General features: G+C 44.8%; 19 protein-coding genes and 6 pseudogenes. 6 read left to right on the plus strand and 19 right to left on the minus strand.

The genetic code is table 11. The features are described from left to right. Nucleotides 1-40: 40 nt before the first annotated feature. Complete coding sequence (locus LY387_RS26500; protein ID WP_234497932.1) at nt 41-484, minus strand: hypothetical protein; 444 nt, start codon at nt 482-484, stop codon at nt 41-43. 287 nt (nt 485-771) lie between these two features. Between LY387_RS26500 and LY387_RS26505 the strand changes: the two genes are divergently transcribed. Then, nucleotides 772-1,098, plus strand: a complete 327-nt coding sequence (locus tag LY387_RS26505) for an FxLYD domain-containing protein (protein ID WP_234497934.1) — start codon at nt 772-774, stop codon at nt 1,096-1,098. On the opposite strand, the gene LY387_RS26510 is transcribed toward LY387_RS26505, so the two are convergent. Together LY387_RS26510 and LY387_RS26515 are read right to left on the minus strand one after the other, a co-directional pair. Beyond that, nucleotides 1,076-1,231, minus strand: a complete 156-nt coding sequence (locus LY387_RS26510) for a hypothetical protein (protein WP_234497936.1) — start codon at nt 1,229-1,231, stop codon at nt 1,076-1,078. The genes LY387_RS26505 and LY387_RS26510 overlap by 23 nt on opposite strands. A 9-nt stretch (nt 1,232-1,240) precedes the next feature. Then, on the minus strand, nt 1,241-1,432 hold the full coding sequence (locus LY387_RS26515) for a hypothetical protein (RefSeq protein ID WP_234497938.1): 192 nt from the start codon (nt 1,430-1,432) through the stop codon (nt 1,241-1,243). A gap of 148 nt (nt 1,433-1,580) precedes the next feature. Here LY387_RS26515 and LY387_RS26520 point away from each other — a divergent pair. The 4 genes and pseudogenes from LY387_RS26520 to LY387_RS26535 all read left to right on the plus strand — a co-directional run. Continuing rightward, nucleotides 1,581-2,501: pseudogene (locus tag LY387_RS26520) on the plus strand (IS5 family transposase). An 86-nt stretch (nt 2,502-2,587) separates the two neighbouring features. After that, nucleotides 2,588-3,708, plus strand: a pseudogene (locus tag LY387_RS26525) (IS3 family transposase). Nucleotides 3,709-3,849: 141 nt separating this feature from the next. After that, nucleotides 3,850-4,488 (plus strand): HAD hydrolase-like protein, encoded by a 639-nt coding sequence (locus LY387_RS26530; protein WP_234497939.1) that lies wholly within the window; start codon nt 3,850-3,852, stop codon nt 4,486-4,488. A gap of 246 nt (nt 4,489-4,734) precedes the next feature. Further along, nucleotides 4,735-4,935: pseudogene (locus tag LY387_RS26535) on the plus strand (transcriptional regulator); the annotation flags it as partial. 46 nt (nt 4,936-4,981) lie between these two features. Here LY387_RS26535 and LY387_RS26540 read toward each other — a convergent pair. Further along, a pseudogene (locus tag LY387_RS26540) lies at nt 4,982-5,685 on the minus strand (IS6 family transposase). Nucleotides 5,686-5,926: 241 nt separating this feature from the next. On the opposite strand from LY387_RS26540, the gene LY387_RS26545 reads away from it, so the two are divergent. Next, nucleotides 5,927-6,121 (plus strand): hypothetical protein, encoded by a 195-nt coding sequence (locus tag LY387_RS26545; RefSeq protein WP_234497940.1) that lies wholly within the window; start codon nt 5,927-5,929, stop codon nt 6,119-6,121. An 18-nt stretch (nt 6,122-6,139) separates the two neighbouring features. On the opposite strand, the gene LY387_RS27335 is transcribed toward LY387_RS26545, so the two are convergent. The 15 genes and pseudogenes from LY387_RS27335 to LY387_RS26600 form a co-directional block, all read right to left on the minus strand. Continuing rightward, complete coding sequence (locus LY387_RS27335) at nt 6,140-6,451, minus strand: DUF723 domain-containing protein (protein WP_419153485.1); 312 nt, start codon at nt 6,449-6,451, stop codon at nt 6,140-6,142. A gap of 4 nt (nt 6,452-6,455) precedes the next feature. Beyond that, the gene (locus tag LY387_RS26550; protein ID WP_234497941.1) at nt 6,456-7,046 is read right to left on the minus strand and encodes a DUF2913 family protein; all 591 of its coding nucleotides are present in this window, start codon (nt 7,044-7,046) and stop codon (nt 6,456-6,458) included. A gap of 208 nt (nt 7,047-7,254) precedes the next feature. Then, the gene (locus LY387_RS27340; protein WP_419153486.1) at nt 7,255-7,404 is read right to left on the minus strand and encodes a Hok/Gef family protein; all 150 of its coding nucleotides are present in this window, start codon (nt 7,402-7,404) and stop codon (nt 7,255-7,257) included. Nucleotides 7,405-7,596: 192 nt separating this feature from the next. After that, nucleotides 7,597-8,340: an endonuclease gene (locus LY387_RS26555; protein WP_419153487.1), complete on the minus strand. Its 744-nt coding sequence runs from the start codon at nt 8,338-8,340 to the stop codon at nt 7,597-7,599. 54 nt (nt 8,341-8,394) lie between these two features. Next, on the minus strand, nt 8,395-8,625 hold the full coding sequence (locus LY387_RS26560; protein ID WP_234497942.1) for a helix-turn-helix domain-containing protein: 231 nt from the start codon (nt 8,623-8,625) through the stop codon (nt 8,395-8,397). Between the two features lie 14 nt (nt 8,626-8,639). Then, complete coding sequence (locus LY387_RS26565) at nt 8,640-9,173, minus strand: single-stranded DNA-binding protein (RefSeq protein WP_234497943.1); 534 nt, start codon at nt 9,171-9,173, stop codon at nt 8,640-8,642. Beyond that, nucleotides 9,173-9,445 carry a hypothetical protein gene (locus LY387_RS26570; protein WP_234497944.1) on the minus strand — a complete coding sequence of 91 codons (273 nt, stop codon included), beginning with the start codon at nt 9,443-9,445 and terminating at the stop codon, nt 9,173-9,175. The genes LY387_RS26565 and LY387_RS26570 overlap by 1 nt, the downstream gene beginning before the upstream one ends. Next, on the minus strand, nt 9,432-9,623 hold the full coding sequence (locus LY387_RS26575) for a hypothetical protein (protein WP_234497945.1): 192 nt from the start codon (nt 9,621-9,623) through the stop codon (nt 9,432-9,434). Before LY387_RS26575 ends, LY387_RS26570 begins: the two co-directional genes overlap by 14 nt. A 60-nt stretch (nt 9,624-9,683) precedes the next feature. Continuing rightward, nucleotides 9,684-10,031: a hypothetical protein gene (locus LY387_RS27345; RefSeq protein WP_419153488.1), complete on the minus strand. Its 348-nt coding sequence runs from the start codon at nt 10,029-10,031 to the stop codon at nt 9,684-9,686. A gap of 15 nt (nt 10,032-10,046) precedes the next feature. Next, nucleotides 10,047-10,427, minus strand: a complete 381-nt coding sequence (locus LY387_RS27350; RefSeq protein ID WP_419153499.1) for a type IV secretion system DNA-binding domain-containing protein — start codon at nt 10,425-10,427, stop codon at nt 10,047-10,049. 437 nt (nt 10,428-10,864) lie between these two features. After that, a complete protein-coding gene (locus tag LY387_RS26585; protein ID WP_234497946.1) occupies nt 10,865-11,419 on the minus strand; it encodes a hypothetical protein in 555 nt (184 codons plus the stop codon). Continuing rightward, nucleotides 11,311-11,607, minus strand: a pseudogene (locus tag LY387_RS27355) (Gfo/Idh/MocA family oxidoreductase); the annotation flags it as partial. The pseudogene LY387_RS27355 and the gene LY387_RS26585, both read right to left, overlap by 109 nt. Nucleotides 11,608-11,816: 209 nt before the next feature. Beyond that, nucleotides 11,817-13,043 carry a DUF1501 domain-containing protein gene (locus LY387_RS26590; protein WP_326492012.1) on the minus strand — a complete coding sequence of 409 codons (1,227 nt, stop codon included), beginning with the start codon at nt 13,041-13,043 and terminating at the stop codon, nt 11,817-11,819. 87 nt (nt 13,044-13,130) lie between these two features. Next, nucleotides 13,131-14,654: a DUF1800 domain-containing protein gene (locus LY387_RS26595; protein WP_234497949.1), complete on the minus strand. Its 1,524-nt coding sequence runs from the start codon at nt 14,652-14,654 to the stop codon at nt 13,131-13,133. Between the two features lie 410 nt (nt 14,655-15,064). Continuing rightward, a pseudogene (locus LY387_RS26600) lies at nt 15,065-15,979 on the minus strand (IS5 family transposase). Nucleotides 15,980-16,539 lie beyond the last annotated feature (560 nt).

Here is a 16,539-nt window from a genome sequence, read left to right on the forward strand (position 1 = left end):
ACTGGGGGTCACTTCTGTTTGGTATACTTGCATTCTTAACTCATAGGCACTGGGTGGCATTGGCGGTGACTCTGGGGAGGACCGTGGAAAAGTGCCATAAGGCCGCACTCCCCAACATCAAAGCCACACTGCTGGCGGCAAGCGCCATAGGGGTCGACGTGCCTTTGCTAAGCTTGCACGTTTTTTCGTCGATGTCGGGCTGGCAAATAACAATGGGCTCGTGAGCTGTCTCAAGGAGTGATGATAGCGCTGGTAAAGTCGATGTCATCACCGGCGTGCCTTGGTGCCAGTCAAACGCCAGGGCATCATCCAGCTCACTCCATTCCCCCTGCCACTCTTTGGCCACGGTAATAGCGGTGCTGTTTTGCGGGTGCAGTTTAACGGCGTACCATTGATCCTCTCCTAAGTGTTCGAGGTAAAGAAAAGGCGCTATCGAGTCAGCAAGGCCCAAATGATGGAGCTGAGACTGAATGCTCTGTTTCATTCCCTCTCCGACGCAGAGCGCATTAAACTCATGGCTGTGATAGAAATGATACCCATTGGTGTGTTTGATTGAGCGATGAAAAGGGGCGCGATGGCGCTTTTTGAGACGCGAGAGTTCGGCCCGGGTACGTGCCACACTTAAATGCGGGAGTACCCAAGGCTTGTCTGGGTTTTTCATAGGAAAAGTTCCTTGGTGATTGAAATTGGAAAAAAGGAGGGGAGTTTGACGGAACAAATACAAACGCAGTAATCTAGTTGTCATGTCGTCAATTGAAAAGGAAATCCAACATGAAAATAGGGTCAATATTACTTCTGTTTTTTGCGATAAGTTCGCAATCAGTTTTTGCTAATAGTAACCTTTATCAAATATCCAACGTCTCTCCTGTTGTGGATAACATGACCCGAATTACTTACATCGAAGGTGACTTTGAAAACACGTCACCTAAAACGCTTCAAAATATTTTTGTCAAAATCAATTTGTACAAAAACGATAAACTAGTTGGTAATACACTCGATCACGCATCAAATCTCCCAGCCAATACGATATGGCGCTTTAAGGCAGCAGCACCTATGGGGGTTGACCGTTATCAAATTATTGATGTAACTCTTTATTAAGTAGCGCCTCATGAATTCGGAGTAAACCCTGATGAATGATGTCAAGCTTCTCATCGGTCTTTGAAGGGGCTTGAGTGACGGTGCATCCTGCTAATACAAGGGTTAAAAACACGGCATAAAGGACAACGTTCATTTTATCTCCTTATTGCGTTTTGCGAGGGGTGAGCAGAACGAGGGTTTCGGTGGTGTTAGATTTAGAGCCGGTGATACCAAAGAGCGAGGTCCAGAAGTTTTTGGTTTGCTCTGCTGTGGTGGAGGTTAGTTTGACCGAGGCAATCGCCATGGTCTGGCCGTATCTCAATTTGTTAGCAAAGGTGATTTCACTTTTTTCCACGGTGAGAAATTTCAGGTTGAGGTTTTCGACCGATTCCGTTTTTTCTCGAACAATCTTTCGCAGCTGCCCGGCTTTGTTGCGTAATTCGATGGAACCAAATCAGAAAGTTACGATCTGATCGGCTACATCAATTAATCATCGTAGCCTTATGCCGAAACCTCGTTACAAAATAACTAACTGGAAACAGTACAACAAAGTCCTAATCAGCCGTGGTTCTCTGACCTTTTGGGTTGATGAGGAAGCGATAGCCGAGTGGAAGCAAAACAAACAAGGCAAGCGCGGCAGGCCTCGCCGATTCAGCGACTTAGCTATTACTACCGCGTTGATGGTGAAACGCGTTTTCTCTATGCCATCGAGAGCGCTGCAAGGTTTTTTAGACTCAGTATTTAAGCTGGCTAACATTCCGCTTGTTTGTCCGCATGACACCTGTATAAGCCGTCGAGCCAAGGAAGTTGAGGTTTCATTTAAAACTAAAACCAGAGGTGCGATACAGCATCTGGCTACTGATGCCACTGGTCTCAAGGTTTATGGCGAAGGTGAATGGAAGGTCAAGAAGTACGGTACTGACGAGAAGCGTAGAGTCTGGCGCAAGCTACATATCGCAGTAGATGCCAACCTCCACGAAATAGTCGCAGTAGAGTTGAGTTTATCTAACGTAACCGATGCCGAAGAGCTTCCCAACTTACTTAAGCAGACACGTCGTAAAATCATTGAGATATCAGGTGATGGCGCTTATGACACAAGAAATTGCCATGATGCCATACGGATAAAGCGAGCGGTTCTGCTCATCCCGCCAAGGGAAGGAGCAGCCTTCTGAGAGCAAGGGCATCCTCGCAATCTGGCGGTAGGTTGCCAGAAGCTCCACGGCTCAAACAAGAAGTGGAAAGAACGATATGGTTATCATAAGCGTTCACTCTCAGAAATAGCCATGCATCGAGTGAAGCAGTTGTTAGGTGGGAAACTAAACCTGAGAAACTACAATGCTCAGGTTGGTAAAACCTACGCCTTGATTAAAGCACTGAACAAACTCACAGGGCTTGGTATGCCTGAAACTCAGTATGTTGTATAGGAATCACTCACTTTCAGGCGATTTGGTTTCCTGTCCGAATTACGCAACAAAGCCTTAAGTGAGTACAATCACTAACGAGGTGAATAATGACAACTAAGAAAACTAGAATTAAGCATTCTTCTGAATTTAAAGCAGAAGCCTTGAAACTTGCAGATAAAGTGGGAGTAGCTGCGGCAGCAAGACAGTTTTCTTTACATGAATCTCAAATCTACGGATGGCGGAAGAATTTGAAAAAAGGCATCAATACTAATCTGCGAGAGCTCGCCAAGCTCAAAAGGCAGTTGGCTGAGCAAGCAGAAGAGCTAGAAATTGTAAAAAAGCCGCCACCTACTTCGCGAAAAATCTAAAGTAAATTGCTACGAATTTATGCTCGAACATCTGCTGTACTTCAGTGTCGCTCGTATGGCTAAGGTGTTCAGGGTATCCCGAAGTGGGTTTTATTACTGGATTAAGTATCATCACAAAGCTATTCAGCGCGATGCAACTCGGCAAGAACTTGATGCAAAGGTAAAAGAGGCTTTTGACAACAGCAAAGACCGAGATGGCTCAAGGCGCATCCAGAAAGAACTGGCAGAGAACGGTGATAGCCATAATGTTAAAACCATTGAGCGCTAGGAGTTAACGCCGAAAGCCGCACGCAAGTTCAAGTGTACGACAGACAGCAAGCATAAGATGTCTGTTGCTCCGAACCTGCTGGCTCAGGGCTTTAACGCAGTGGCTCCGAATCAAAAGTGGGCGGGCGACATCACCTATGTCGCTACAAGCGAAGGTTGGCTGTACTTAGCGGTAATTATTGACCTTTATTCAAGACAAGTAATCGGTTGGTCCATGGATACCGGAATGACGGCTACGCTAGTCTGCGATGCGCTATCAATAGCCTTATTCCGTCGCGGATTCCCTGAGTAGGTTATCGTTCATAGTGATTGAGGTAGTCAGTGCTGCTCAAAAGATTATCGAGACCTCATAACTACTTATAATCTAAAGCAAAGTATGAGTAGGAAAGGAAATTACTGGGACAATGCTTGTGTAGCGAGCTTCTTCCATTCAATGAAGGTTGAAGCGATCCAATATGAGTTGATGATGACGAGAGAGTCAGATGCGCCAAACGATCTTCGAGTACATAGAGGTTGATTATAATCGGATGAGAAGGCACAGTGCTCTAGGGTATCTAAATCCAGTTAACTTTGAACAGCAAAATGTCGCTTAATGTGGTGTCCAGTCTTGCTGGAGCAGATCACTTTTATGCTCTTCCAGTGGATCGAAAAATCCGGATGAAATCGGGAGGAGGGGGGGCGAATTATGTTCTCGGTTCGTTATAGCTATGAGCTAAGCAATTGGAAGTGTGTATATGAGAAAATTGAGAAGTTACAAACTAGTTATTTTTGATTTTGATGGCACGGTCACTGATAGTTTTCCAGTTTTTCTTTCAATATTGAGCAAGGTAACGAACAAATACAACTTATATTCTGTAGATGTCAATAATCACAAAGAAGTTGAAATGTTTCGTTCAATGAATACGTTAAATATTCTTAAAAAGCTTGGGGTAACAAAGGTAAAGCTTCCCTTTGTAGTTAGTTATACGAGAGCGTTAATGTATGAGCATTGTGACAATATAAGACTAATTCCTGAGGTGATTGTTGCCGCTAAAGAGTTAAGCTCATATGGAGTAAAAGTTGCAATTGTTAGTTCCTCTACGAATAGCTATATCGCTTCTGTTTTAGGCGAGCACGACATGTCAATTTTTGACGAAATTGCGTCAGGTGTTAGCATATTTGGCAAAGCCTCGAAGATAAAAGCTATATGTAGGAGGGCTGGTATTGAAGGTAAAGATGCGATCTTAATAGGCGACGAGGTAAGAGATGAAGCCGCAGCTGCAGCAGCTAATATTCACTTTACTGCTGTTTTGTGGGGCTACAACAATGCAAGTAGCTTTAATGATAAAACCCCCTTTTTGGAAACACCTCATAATTTACTAGAGTTAATTTAAGAGTAATATCGTCGCCCGCAGAGATGCGGACCCTGTTGCAAATCTTAATCTAGGAGACCAAACTTTGCGACAGAACTTTTTTTGTGATGCCTCCCCCTGACCCATATGTGTTTTTACGTTGGACATAGAGGTGCTTCTAGTTGAATCTATGTTTAGAGTAGTAAATGTCCTGATAAAACAGGTTAGTAGTCTAATTACTAAAATTAATGTAATATATTTACTTTATTTAATATGAGCATTTGAATTATGAGTGACGTTTTTAAGACACTATTAAACCTGCGTTCTTTGCGCGCTATTGCACGAGAAGAATTTACGTTAGAACAACTTCGAGAAGCTCTTGAAAAATTGCAAACTGTGGTTTCTGAGCGTGAAGAAGCTGAAGCAGAATGTCGTCAAGCAGAGAAAGAAAAAGAAGAAAGATTACAAGCCTACCGCGATTTGTGGCTCCGTTGCAAAGTTTACGGGAGATCTGATTACTCAGAGGTTTCACCTCCTAAGAGGTGAACAGTTCTTCGATTAGGCGCACTTCGGCCAGCGGACCACGACCATATAACCACATATTAAATTGGCCCTTTCGAAACATTCGCATCACTTCAAAACCTCGGATTGTGGCAAATGCCGTTTTTAGGGACTGGAACCCTCGAACCGGATTGATAAGTCGCTTCAACTTTCCGTGATCGGGCTCTATCCGATTGTTCAGATACTTGACCTGCCTTTGGACAGTACCATCGGCACACACCTTAGTTTTCCTCAAGGCAGTCAACGCTGGTGCATACGACTTGTCCTTATCGGTATTAATTGTCTTCGGGTGGTTATAAGGTTTGATACTGCGTAAGGCCTTACCAAGGAAGCATTTCGCTGTCTTTTGATTCCGGGTACGAGAAAGATAAAAATCGACAGTATGACCTTCTTTGGTAATGGCGCGATATAAGTACATCCAGCGACCACCTACTCGGACATAGGTTTCATCAACCTGCCAGCTGCTACTCCAACCAGGCTTCCAACACCAGCGTAGCCGCCGTTCTACCTCTGGTGCATAACGCTGTACCTATCGATATAAGGTAGTGTGATTGACGGAAACACCCGCTCCAACAACATTTCAGCTAGCTCTCGGTAGCTGATACCGTATTTGCAGTACCATCGCACCGCCCAAAGAATGATATCGCGAGTGAAGTGGCGACCTTTGAAATCTGACATCCAGCTTATCCGTTAGTTTTTTAACTAGCGTGCCAGAATCTTCAAACTTTTCAACGGAGCCCGCTTTCGGTGTTTGTAGGTGAGGTTTGACGGGGTACAGACGGGCTTATAACGTAGTTAAGAATCATTAATTCATCGTTGATATTGAGGATGTTATCACAAGTGCATTGCATATAAATGAGTATGCTTGTAGAGCGATACTTGGTAAGATGACTGTGTTGAGTAAAAGGTGTTGTGACCGATGAAATCAAAACAGAAAGAGCAGTTTTATCAACACATTGTTAAGGCGTTGGCTGAGTTAGGGACAGAAGAAACCTTGAGTTGTATGGCTCGTTTTATGTCAGCAGTGGCGCATCAGCAAGGTACTAAGTTGGAGCTGGATTGCGATCTGGCTTATATTTATGTTGACCCCAAAGTGACGGCGTTGCGTCATTGAGATTACTCAAATATTTTTTCAATAGGTCAGGATGCTGGGTTTGATAACCACGGACATTGAACTGATGTGTCCCGCAGCCATCGATGGCTCTTTTTTTGTTGTAGTTCTCTCGCCTTTCCGCTTTGCGGCTTCTCGTCCACAATGAGGGCAACCGATGTCTCTGGCTAGAAAGTTGTTCGGCAGTACCCGAAATTCTCCATGGTGAGGGCAAATGATAGTCACTTGTGCGCGGTTGTGCTCGTATTGAATGTTTGAGTAATCATAGAGGTCCCCAAACTTTTCTTTGGCCCTAGCTAAAAATTGTGCCGCTCTTTTTTCCTTGTCCATCATGATTTTAATGTTTGGTTGCTGGATGGAGGAGTAGGTGGGCTTGGAACGTGTCACTGTTCCATTCTTTCATTTCGGCGATGAACCAGCCATGGCGGTTGATAACGTCAATGAGCTCAGGGGCGCGCTCTAACTGGATAAGCATTGATAACGGCGCCACTTGTGAATCATCATGGTCAAAGCAGTATTCGATATGCTCTTCTAACAGGTATAAAATGCCTGGCTCCGCTGTTTGACCTTCTTCAAATAAGCGGGATTCAATTCGCTCTTCATCGTAGAGATAGACCAACAACGAATAGAGCTTTTCTGCTCCAGCAATTTTAGTTTGTTTAGCTTTTTCATTTATTTCATACAGTTTCATTTCCAAATTACTTCCCTTGCTTCTAGCGGTTTGGATCATTAGCTTGATGTCTTTTTTGATATTCGACAAGGCTTTATCATTGAGCTTTGGTTTGAGATATTTCAGTAAAATCTCATTTCGCCTTGTGACAGGGACATAGCGAGAAGACGTCGATACTTGAAACAAAAGATGGAGGAGGGCATTGCTGACTAAGCTGTGCAGATTTTTATAGTATTCGAAGTCTTTTCTGATTTGCATACTGGCTTTAATGTCTATTGATAGAGGGTGATTGCCACGTTTTGCTCTACGGCTACATTGGAGTCTTTTTCTAGTGTATTAGAAATCTCATCGAAGTCATGGTGCTAATTCAGGGGGAAAGGTCAATGGGGGCGCTTAGACATCATGTTGGCAACGTTGATAAAGGTAGTGGCAAGGGCGAAGTAATCCCTTGTCACATGACCTTATCTTACTTTGCTTCGTAGGCAAGAATTATGTGAAGGTCATTGGTCTTACTCTTATAATGAAGCTCGCACAGCGAGTCTCGGAAGAGCGCGGTTAATAACACGGCGGTACAACAGAACGCCAGCAGCGCCACAAGGGCGATGTTCTTCGACATAAAATTTGCCTCTGGTTAAGTAAGAGGCTATTATCAAGTTGTCATACATTGATGGGCCTCGTTTGAATTTATAGTTCATTCGGGGCTTTTTCATATCTGCATTTAGGCAACGCTTAAACACAGAAAGTCTAAGCGCCCAGAGGTATTGTATCAGAATGGGTTGCGATGGCTACTTTTGGTGAGGAAGTGGTATTAACAGCGAGTGGCTAAGATAGGGTTTTGATTACCTTGCTGATTTTTAATAAGACCCGCTCTAGTGCATTCGGCTTGAGTCACAGGATACTGCTTGTCCCAAGCGTTCATTAACTGTCTTTGTGCATTACTCATTGAATAGCGAGGGTAGACCGCTTCAAAATAGAGGTAAGTTCTCGCGATTTGTCCTCGTGCGCGCTCAGGTGGCTGCGCTTTTCTATCCTCTATGCGCATATCGCATTGTCCAAAGTTGCTGGTCGCTTGGGGCAGCATCGTGAAATTGTAATTTTGTCTAGCGGCATTGACGCTACCAATGGCCGGGTAAAGGTTGTATAAGTCTGATTGCATCAAGCGATAGTCTGTGTTGGTTTTTTCTGCACATTTACGCCCTTTAAAGGCTTTGCCTTTTTTATCGATACAGTCTGGGTGTCCCTCTCGCCATTCGCTAAAAGTTCGTCCAAAGTTTTCGGCGGGTACGACATGCTCTGCTTCCCAGCGCTTTAGACGATTTTTGTACTTGGTCGTCGTAAATCCGTTTGGAAGGGTGACGTTTTTCTTGGCATCAAATACCGCGCCGCAATAAAGAGTGTGTTGCATTGAGGCGGTGGTATAAACCTGCGTTTGCATGATTTTCTTGGCTTTGCTGAATGATGTGATGGTGGTGTTGCCTTGTGCATAAACACTACTACTTCCAATAGCAAAGAGAAGAAGCGCAAGGCTTTTAAGTGGTTGTGTTGGTATCACAATAATGTCCTTGTGTGAGAGTGAAACAAGTGCACCTGAGTTTAGTATCCTTAATTAGGTGTCCCCAAATAAAATCCAGTGTATGGAATAGCGGGTATGGGTTGCAATGCTGAGCAATCGACGCATATCAGGACTGGACTCCTGTTTTTCGTATTTGGTTAAGGTGTTGCGACTTATTCCAGTTAGGGTGGATAAGCGCAGATTGGGGACTGAGCGAACGACCATGGTTAAGCGATTTCGGTAGGCCTCAAGTTCAAAGTCTCGGAATTCTTGAGAAAGCATCATGTTTTCTCCTTAAGCTAGACCGCATGCATCAATGAGCGATATTGTAAACACAGCGGGGCAAACGGGATATCGTCGTCGAAATCCATTGGTGGTTCATTGTATTGTGGCTTCTGCTGAGCAGGCTCTTGTTGAGCGGGTTGATGCGCAGGTTGCTGAGGTTGTCCCCAACCTTGCTGTGGCGTTTGAGTTCCCCCTTGCTTGCTGCCTAACATTTGCATTACGCCTTGATACCCTTGTACCACAACTTCAGTCGTATAACGGTCTTGTCCGTTTTGGTCTTGCCATTTACGTGTTTGCAGCTGGCCTTCAATATACACTTGCGAGCCTTTACGAAGGTATTCTCCGGCCACTTCGGCGAGTTTGCCAAAGATGGCCACACGATGCCATTCGGTTTTCTCTCGCTGCTCGCCGGTCGCTTTGTCTCGCCAGGTTTCAGATGTTGCCATGGTGATGTTTGCCACCGCACCTCCGTTAGGCATATAACGGACTTCGGGATCGTTGCCTAAATTGCCAACTAAGATAACTTTGTTTACGCCACGTGTTGCCATTATGCGTTCTCCTTTGTGGTGATAGGGGTAATAAGATAACCACGATGGTTGCGGTCTTTGATGTAGGCTCTGGCTTTTGCTGCATTTAGTCGCCAGCGTCGCCATTCGTTACCGATAAGCATCTCCAGCTCTATCATTTGTTTTGCAGGCATAAAGATAATATTGGTATGGTTAAATCGACTTCGCTCTGAAAGCGGGTCTATCTTTTCATGCCGTCGGCGTTGGCGCTTTTTATATTGTCGGTGATTGGAGATAGGTTTAGGTGATGTCATCTTCAATACTCCATAATTTGTTTAATTCTCTTTCTTCTAGGATCTCTTCAATCCTTCGCTTAACCCTCGCTTGCTGCTTTTGACTTTCGCTAGGTTTTTTTGGGGGGTCTTTACGCGTCTTTGTGCGCAGAGTCCAAGGCTGTTTTTCGAATAGATCGTTGTTGTTTCTCTCGCTCATAGTATCTCGTTTTTTTGATAGATTAGAGGGTGGATAGTGCCGCTTTTAAGCACTGAAAGGTTATTCGTAAATTTCTCCCTTATCTTGCTCTTGGGAAATGACGGCTTCTTCAATGTTTCTTTGTGCTTCTTGTTGGTTATCGTGCTCTTGTTTGGCTTTCTGTTGCGCAAGTTCGGAGGCAACGGTATCACTTTGCATAGCTTGCTGCATTTGTGTGGTCTCCAATTTCATTTGAGCGTCGTTCTCAAATTGCGCTTTTTGGGCAGACGTTAACACTTTTCGCTCATCGGTATTGAGGTGTAAACTTGGAGCAACATATTCATGGTAAACGGCTTGCTCATAAGCGGTATTCACCGCGCTAGAGTAAACAATATTGCGTTTGTCAAAAGGCGTGCATAAGTCACGCATCTTGTCGAAGTGCAATTAAGTCACGTGATGAGGTCGATGCCTGGGGGGGCGTAAATAACTCTGCAAATCATCTAACGCTTGGATTTCGCTCGCAGAAACAACGGGGCGCGTGGCGGTTTGGTGACCAAGAGAGACACCATCTCGTAATGTATTCGCACCATACGAGACGTTTTCCTTTGACACGGCCACTTTTTGTTCACCTAAGTCTTTGGCTGAAATCTGTGCCATTTGAGCTGAGGGAGCACGAAAGAAGAAACGGGTGTTGAGTAAATCAAACATCTCATCGGCCGCATTCTTACCGTACGTTTTGACTAGTTGGGCGTAAGATTGGATGCTAATCAAATAACATCCACCAAACTTTCGTACTTCAGCAATGATGGAGCCCAGCTCAGGCAGTTTATGAAGACTTGTTTTGCGATATCAATGCCAAATACGTTACTTTTCATGCTGGATACTCCCAATGTCGATAGTTCACTAGATTGAACTATACTGGGCACTGTGATGCCGTGACAGGGAGTATCCTTCCTCACCAATCGAATCATCGTCAGTCTCCGTAGGTTGGGGAAGTGTTCATATCATTCGTTCCGTTGCACCTTAGACCCCATTAACAACTCACCTTGACCATTATTCAAGAAAATTGATCATAAATCAGCAAAGAGTTTTTATACAATCAAGAAAAACTAAACGATTGTGGGGAAGCCCGTTAAAGATGCGGATTCTGAACTTGAATCTGAGTCGCTCACTTTAAGTATCGGGGATTAACCCACTCTATTGCGTAAATCTAAGAAAGCCCCTAATGGGGCTTCGCAAAAACTGTTCAGAGGTAGGAGCAGTTATTTAGTGTCAGAAGAGAAAGCGATCCCAGCACTTAATCGCGCTTGCTCGATAATATTCATTACAGAGACCGAATGGTTTAGGTGTTGATAGCATTGCTCAAGATCTTGTTCTCGAAACAGACGCTTGAAGCTTTGGAATTCTTCGACCATGTGATTCTCATGATCCGCTTCATCAAACGTTTCGGTATGCTCTCCACACACAAATGTTACGCTTGGACAGAAGTTTGTCGCTCCTTCAATCTTAATGTAGCCTTTCTCACCTTGTATAATGGCAAAGTTTGGGCTGGTTGAGTCTTTTGCTGCCGCACATGAAGCGATGAAACTTGGGTACTGAAGGGGGCAGATACCCGATGTATCGATGCCGTTGTCCCCTCGATTTGCCAGGTAGTGCACATCGCTTGGCGTACCAAACAGTCCCATCACGAAATGAATGTTGTAAACATTCATTTCGTACAGCGCACCACCTGATAACTCAGGACTAAAAGCAGGAAGAACATTGCCGTCTTTGTACTGAGGGTAGCGACTCGAAAACTGAGAGAAATTACACTGCACCAGTTTAATATCCCAAGCTCACCGATCTTGTCTTGGACATATCGATAGTTTCTAAAGTGCAGCAGTGTGATGGCTTCAAACAGGTATAAGCGTTTTTCCACAGCTATGCTTGCCAACTCTCTGCTTTCACTCGCTAGCGATGTAAAAGGCTTCTCACAGATGACGTTCTTGTTTGCTTCAAGCGCCTTTTTGGTAAACGCATATCAGACATGGTACCTCTGGTTCCAATAAGTATCACAAGAGTGTGACAGATCCTCGAAAGGGGGAATCTATGTCATTCAATATACTCTACGAATGGGTGCGACCAATCACTAGAAAACGCCGTTTGAATCACTAAACATCAAGACCCGAAAAGGTCGAAATATCGACCTTAAGTATCATTCAAATAATTGCCTGATCATAGGAAAGGGACGGTTTTATCCGGGAATTGAACTAAGGATGGAAACAGGGTTTCCAAGCTACCCGTATAACCGAACCACTGAGCCAGCGTTGCATTTACTTGGTCTGCAGCGATCTCGGGGATCAGTCGGCCATTGTTGTAGTCATACTCACTACCAGGAGTCAGATCTGGCCAGTTACCGTAGGCTCTGCCACCTTGAACGGCGCCACCAACAACTAACTGGTGACCGGCCCAACCATGATCTGTACCAGAGTCATTGGCCATGATCCGACGACCAAAGTCCGACATAGTAAAAGCTGTGACATTATCGGAAATTCCTTGTTTCTTCATCTCAGCGTGAAACGCAGCCATCGCATCGGATACCTGTTTGAGTAGTTCACCGTGTGGATTTGCTTGATTTTTGTGGGTATCAAAACCACCTAGTCCGACAAAGAAAACCTGACGGCTGTGTTTGAGCGATAAATCATTTCGTATAGAGATGAGCTTGGCTGTGGTATGCAGTGCATCACCAAGGTTAGATTGAGGAAAACCATCCAAATCACCGACGGCAGAAAAGGCTTCATTTAGAGCTTCGTTCTGATAATAACTATTAGCTATGGTGAGGGAATAGTTCTCGGTAAATAGGTTGTCATACTGTTCATCGAAATGGCGTATCATACCCGCTATACGATGGCTGCTACCCAGACCACTGTAGGTCCCCACTCCTGTTCTTGGCATCACAAGAGGCTCCACGTGATTATTGCGTAACCATTTTTGCTCACCATTAAGGGAAAATAGTGGCGGCAATGAACCGGAAAGGTTCATGTACTCAACCATCCTTCCGGCCCAACCAAACTTATCGCTCATATTTTCTGCTCCGGACTGCCACATTTCCTGTTGGAGGTTATGGGCCATCAGAAACTCCGGAAAACGAGGATATACATTGTTCTGTCCGATAATCGGTTCCACAAGCTGACCTGAGTTAACGATAACAGTCGCATCCCCATCATTAAATACAGGAACTAGGCTCTCCATCTTAGGGTGAAGACCCAAGTTAACCTTATTGTCGCTGGCAATACCAAGCGGCAGTAGCTCGTTTCTGCCGATCGCCAGTCCGGGTCTCATTGCCAGATATTTATCGTGTTCACTGCTGCTGTCCGGGATCACCATATTATAGGCATCATTCCCCCCGAATAGAAAGATGCAGACCAGCGCTTTATAGTCATCCTGACCTGCCTGAGCCAAGTTAATACCAGTAACTGCGGGAGTAACCGAAGTTACACCCAACGCAGCGGTACTTTTTAAAAAATTACGGCGGGATAATTTCATGTTTTACTCCTGGCAGCGGAATTCTGGGGAACACTGAACAACAAACAAGGTGTCATATATCTTTCTGTTTTCATCGTAGTTTCCTGCAGTTAAGTCTTCCAGCATCTGGCGGATATAGTCAGCAAGATCGTTAGACATCAATCCAGCAAAGATCCGCTCGTTGATAAGCGCGATGTACTCTTCAGGCCGGTTAACCTTTCGTTCAAATTCCGCGCGGTTCCAAGACCACTTCTTCGGATCGCTACTGTCGAAATAAAAGATCTGGGCCCAAAGCTGATTGGAAATACGACGAATGTTATCTAGAGTTAGGATCTTAAATTCAGGTCCAGTAAGCTGCTTGTTGGCAATCTCTCCTCTTGGCGCATACTCCGGCTCGTAAAAATTGAACACACTTGGTGACCGAAGAGGGGCTTGACCAAAATGATGCTGAGTACCTGCAAAATCCCACCACCGTTTAGGGTCATTGCTTTTTACGTTAAACGCTCGACACAGGTTCGCCATCGCGAGAAGCGGCTCTTTGACTTTACCAAAGTTGCGTTTTCCTTTGCCTCCATTCTGGTAGTCTGCCATGGCCTTACCTTCGATCAGGTCCTCATCCAACAGAATAGCTTTTATCACCGCGACCATATCTCCCCGCACGCCTTGACCGTTGTCCTTAAAGATATCCGCCACGCGCTTAACGTATTGACGTCTCGGGTTACTGATAGTCAAACGCTTAATAAGGAGGATGGAGATAGTTATTGGGGTATTGTTGTGGTTGAACAGCAAGTCCATAGCCTGGGCAAGATCTTGTTCAGGAGACTGCCCTTCAGTGAACTTCTCACCCAGCACTATCTTTTCACCATAATCATGACGACTACTATCTGCGTACATTGGTTTAAAGTCGTTCTCCCGCCGCCAGCCTGTGAGCACCCTAGCCAGTTCTTCCACATCATTCTGAGTGTAGGTGGGTAGCTTGTTGCCTGTACTGCCCAATTTCGGAGTGCCATTGTCTTTTAATTGCCACAGCCCCAGACTGAACAGCTGCATCACTTCACGAGCGTAGTTTTCATCGGGGAAAGTATTTTTTTCAGGATTCGCTACCCGGCTCCCCTCCAATGTCAAGTACTTGCCCATCGCTGGGCTGAGAGTAACAGCTTCCAACAGGTCGCGGAAGTTGCCAAAGGCATGTTTGAGCAACAAATCGTAATACTCAGCGATAGCCTCGGAATTCGGGCCACCAACTCTCGATACCACAAAAATTTGGCTTAGCGCATATGCCACCCGCTGGCGTAGCTGGTCATCAGCTGTCAGGCTTCGTTGCCACCAGGCACTCAAGCGGGCATTCTCGTTAAAGCTGTCTCCACTGGCGGCTGCAAATCTCTCTGCCAGGGAGCGGTGCAGCCGCCAATTACGGGTAAACTGATCGTCCAACCAAGCTTCCACTCCCATCTGCAACAGCGCTTCAACATCTCCCTTCTTGGGACCAAAAGTGGCCCTATACAGAAACTTCGCAGCCTGAGTCGGGTCATTGATTAAATTCGTCACGTTGATCTTCTCACTTTCATTGGAGCCTGAGTATATCTATTACAAAAAGCCCTGGGTGAGCAAAACATAAACAAAAATTTGGAATCCAGACTCCACGCTGTAAATAAATTGTTGCTTGAAATACAAAAGGAATGTGGGGTCTATCATACGACTATCAATCGATAGACAAGAAAATTTGCACCTGCTTTGATGCATAAAAAGTCTGCCTATGCTTCGTAGCGTATGGACGAGGCCTACATCAAAGTGAAAGGAAACTGGCTTTACTATAATCGAGTCGTTGATAGAAATAATCGATAGAAAATGTTTGAATTATATCGTTGAGTAAAATTTCGCTGAGTAAAATAGAAACCCAGTAAGGCTTTGTTGCGTAATTCGGACAGGAAACCAAATCGCCTGAAAGTGAGTAATTCCTATGCAACATACTGAGTTTCAGGCATACCAAGCCCTGTAAGTTTGTTCAGTGCTTTAATCATGACGTAGGTTTCCTGAGCATTGTAGTTTCTCAGGTTTAGTTTCCCACCTAGCAACTGCTTCACTCGATGCATGGCTGTTTCTGAGAGTGGACGCTTATGATAACCATATCGTTTTTTCCACTTCTTGTTTGAGCCGTGGAGCTTCTAGCAACCTACCGCCAGATTGCGAGGATGCCCTTGCTCTCAGAAGGCTGCGCCTTCCCTTGGCGGGATGAGCGGAACCGCTCGCTCTATCCGTATGACATCATAGCAATTTCTTGTGTCATAAGCGCCATCACCTGATATCTCAATGATTTTACGACGTGTCTGCTTAAGTAAGTTGGGAAGCACTTCGGCATCGGTTACGTTAGATAAACTCAACTCTACTGCGACTATTTCGTGGAGGTTGGCATCTACTGCGATATGTAGCTTGCGCCAGACTCTACGCTTCTCGTCAGTACCGTACTTCTTGACCTTCCATTCACCTTCGCCATAAACCTTGAGACCAGTGGCATCAGTAGCCAGATGCTGTATCGCACCTCTGGTTTTAGTTTTAAATGAAACCTCAACTTCCTTAGCTCGACGGCTTATACAGGTGTAATGTGGACAAACAAGCGGAATGTTAGCCAGCTTAAATACTGAGTCTAGAAAACCCTGCAGCGCTCTCAATGGCATAGAGAAAACGCGTTTCACCATCAACGCGGTAGTAATAGCTAAGTCGCTGAATCGGCGAGGCCTGCCGCGCTTGCCTTGTTTGTTTTGCTTCCACTCGGCTATCGCTTCTTCATCAACCCAAAAAGTCAGAGAACCACGGTTGATTAGGGCTTTGTTGTACTGGTTCCAGTTAGTTGTTTTGTAACGAGGTTTCGGCATAAGGCTACGGTGATTAATTGATGTAGTCGATCTGATCGTAACTTTCTGATTTGGTTCCATCGAATTACGCAACAAAGCCGAGAGAAGTAGCCATAAGATGTTTTTAACGTTGTAGCGTGATTAAGCAACTAGGTAAAGAGGTGTTGATTGAAATGGTCATAGGTGTGTTGCAGTTCAGGGTAAGCGGTTTTGGTGGGTTAGCACTGTCGTAAGCTGGCGATAAACACCATCTAACAATGAGCAAGGTGACACGGTATGGTGAGGGCATGTTTATCAACTAAAGAATTGACCTTATGCCACGAACTGTCGACGGCCTTTAAAATTTGACATCCAACTTATCCGTTAAGTTTTTTGATTAGCGTGCCTGAATCTTCAAACTTTGCAACGGAGCCGTTTCATTTAAACCCAGAGCTATCCATCGTGGACTACTATGTTAATGATAATCGGAAAAATATTATTAAGGACTTTTATATCCTTTACTTAAATTCCTATCAATGATAACTATTTAAATAATCACGAATATCATCAGAACTCATTATAGACGTCACACGCTATAAAAA

The sequence above is a fragment of the Vibrio maritimus genome, assembly GCF_021441885.1.
Classification (GTDB): domain Bacteria; phylum Pseudomonadota; class Gammaproteobacteria; order Enterobacterales; family Vibrionaceae; genus Vibrio; species Vibrio maritimus_B.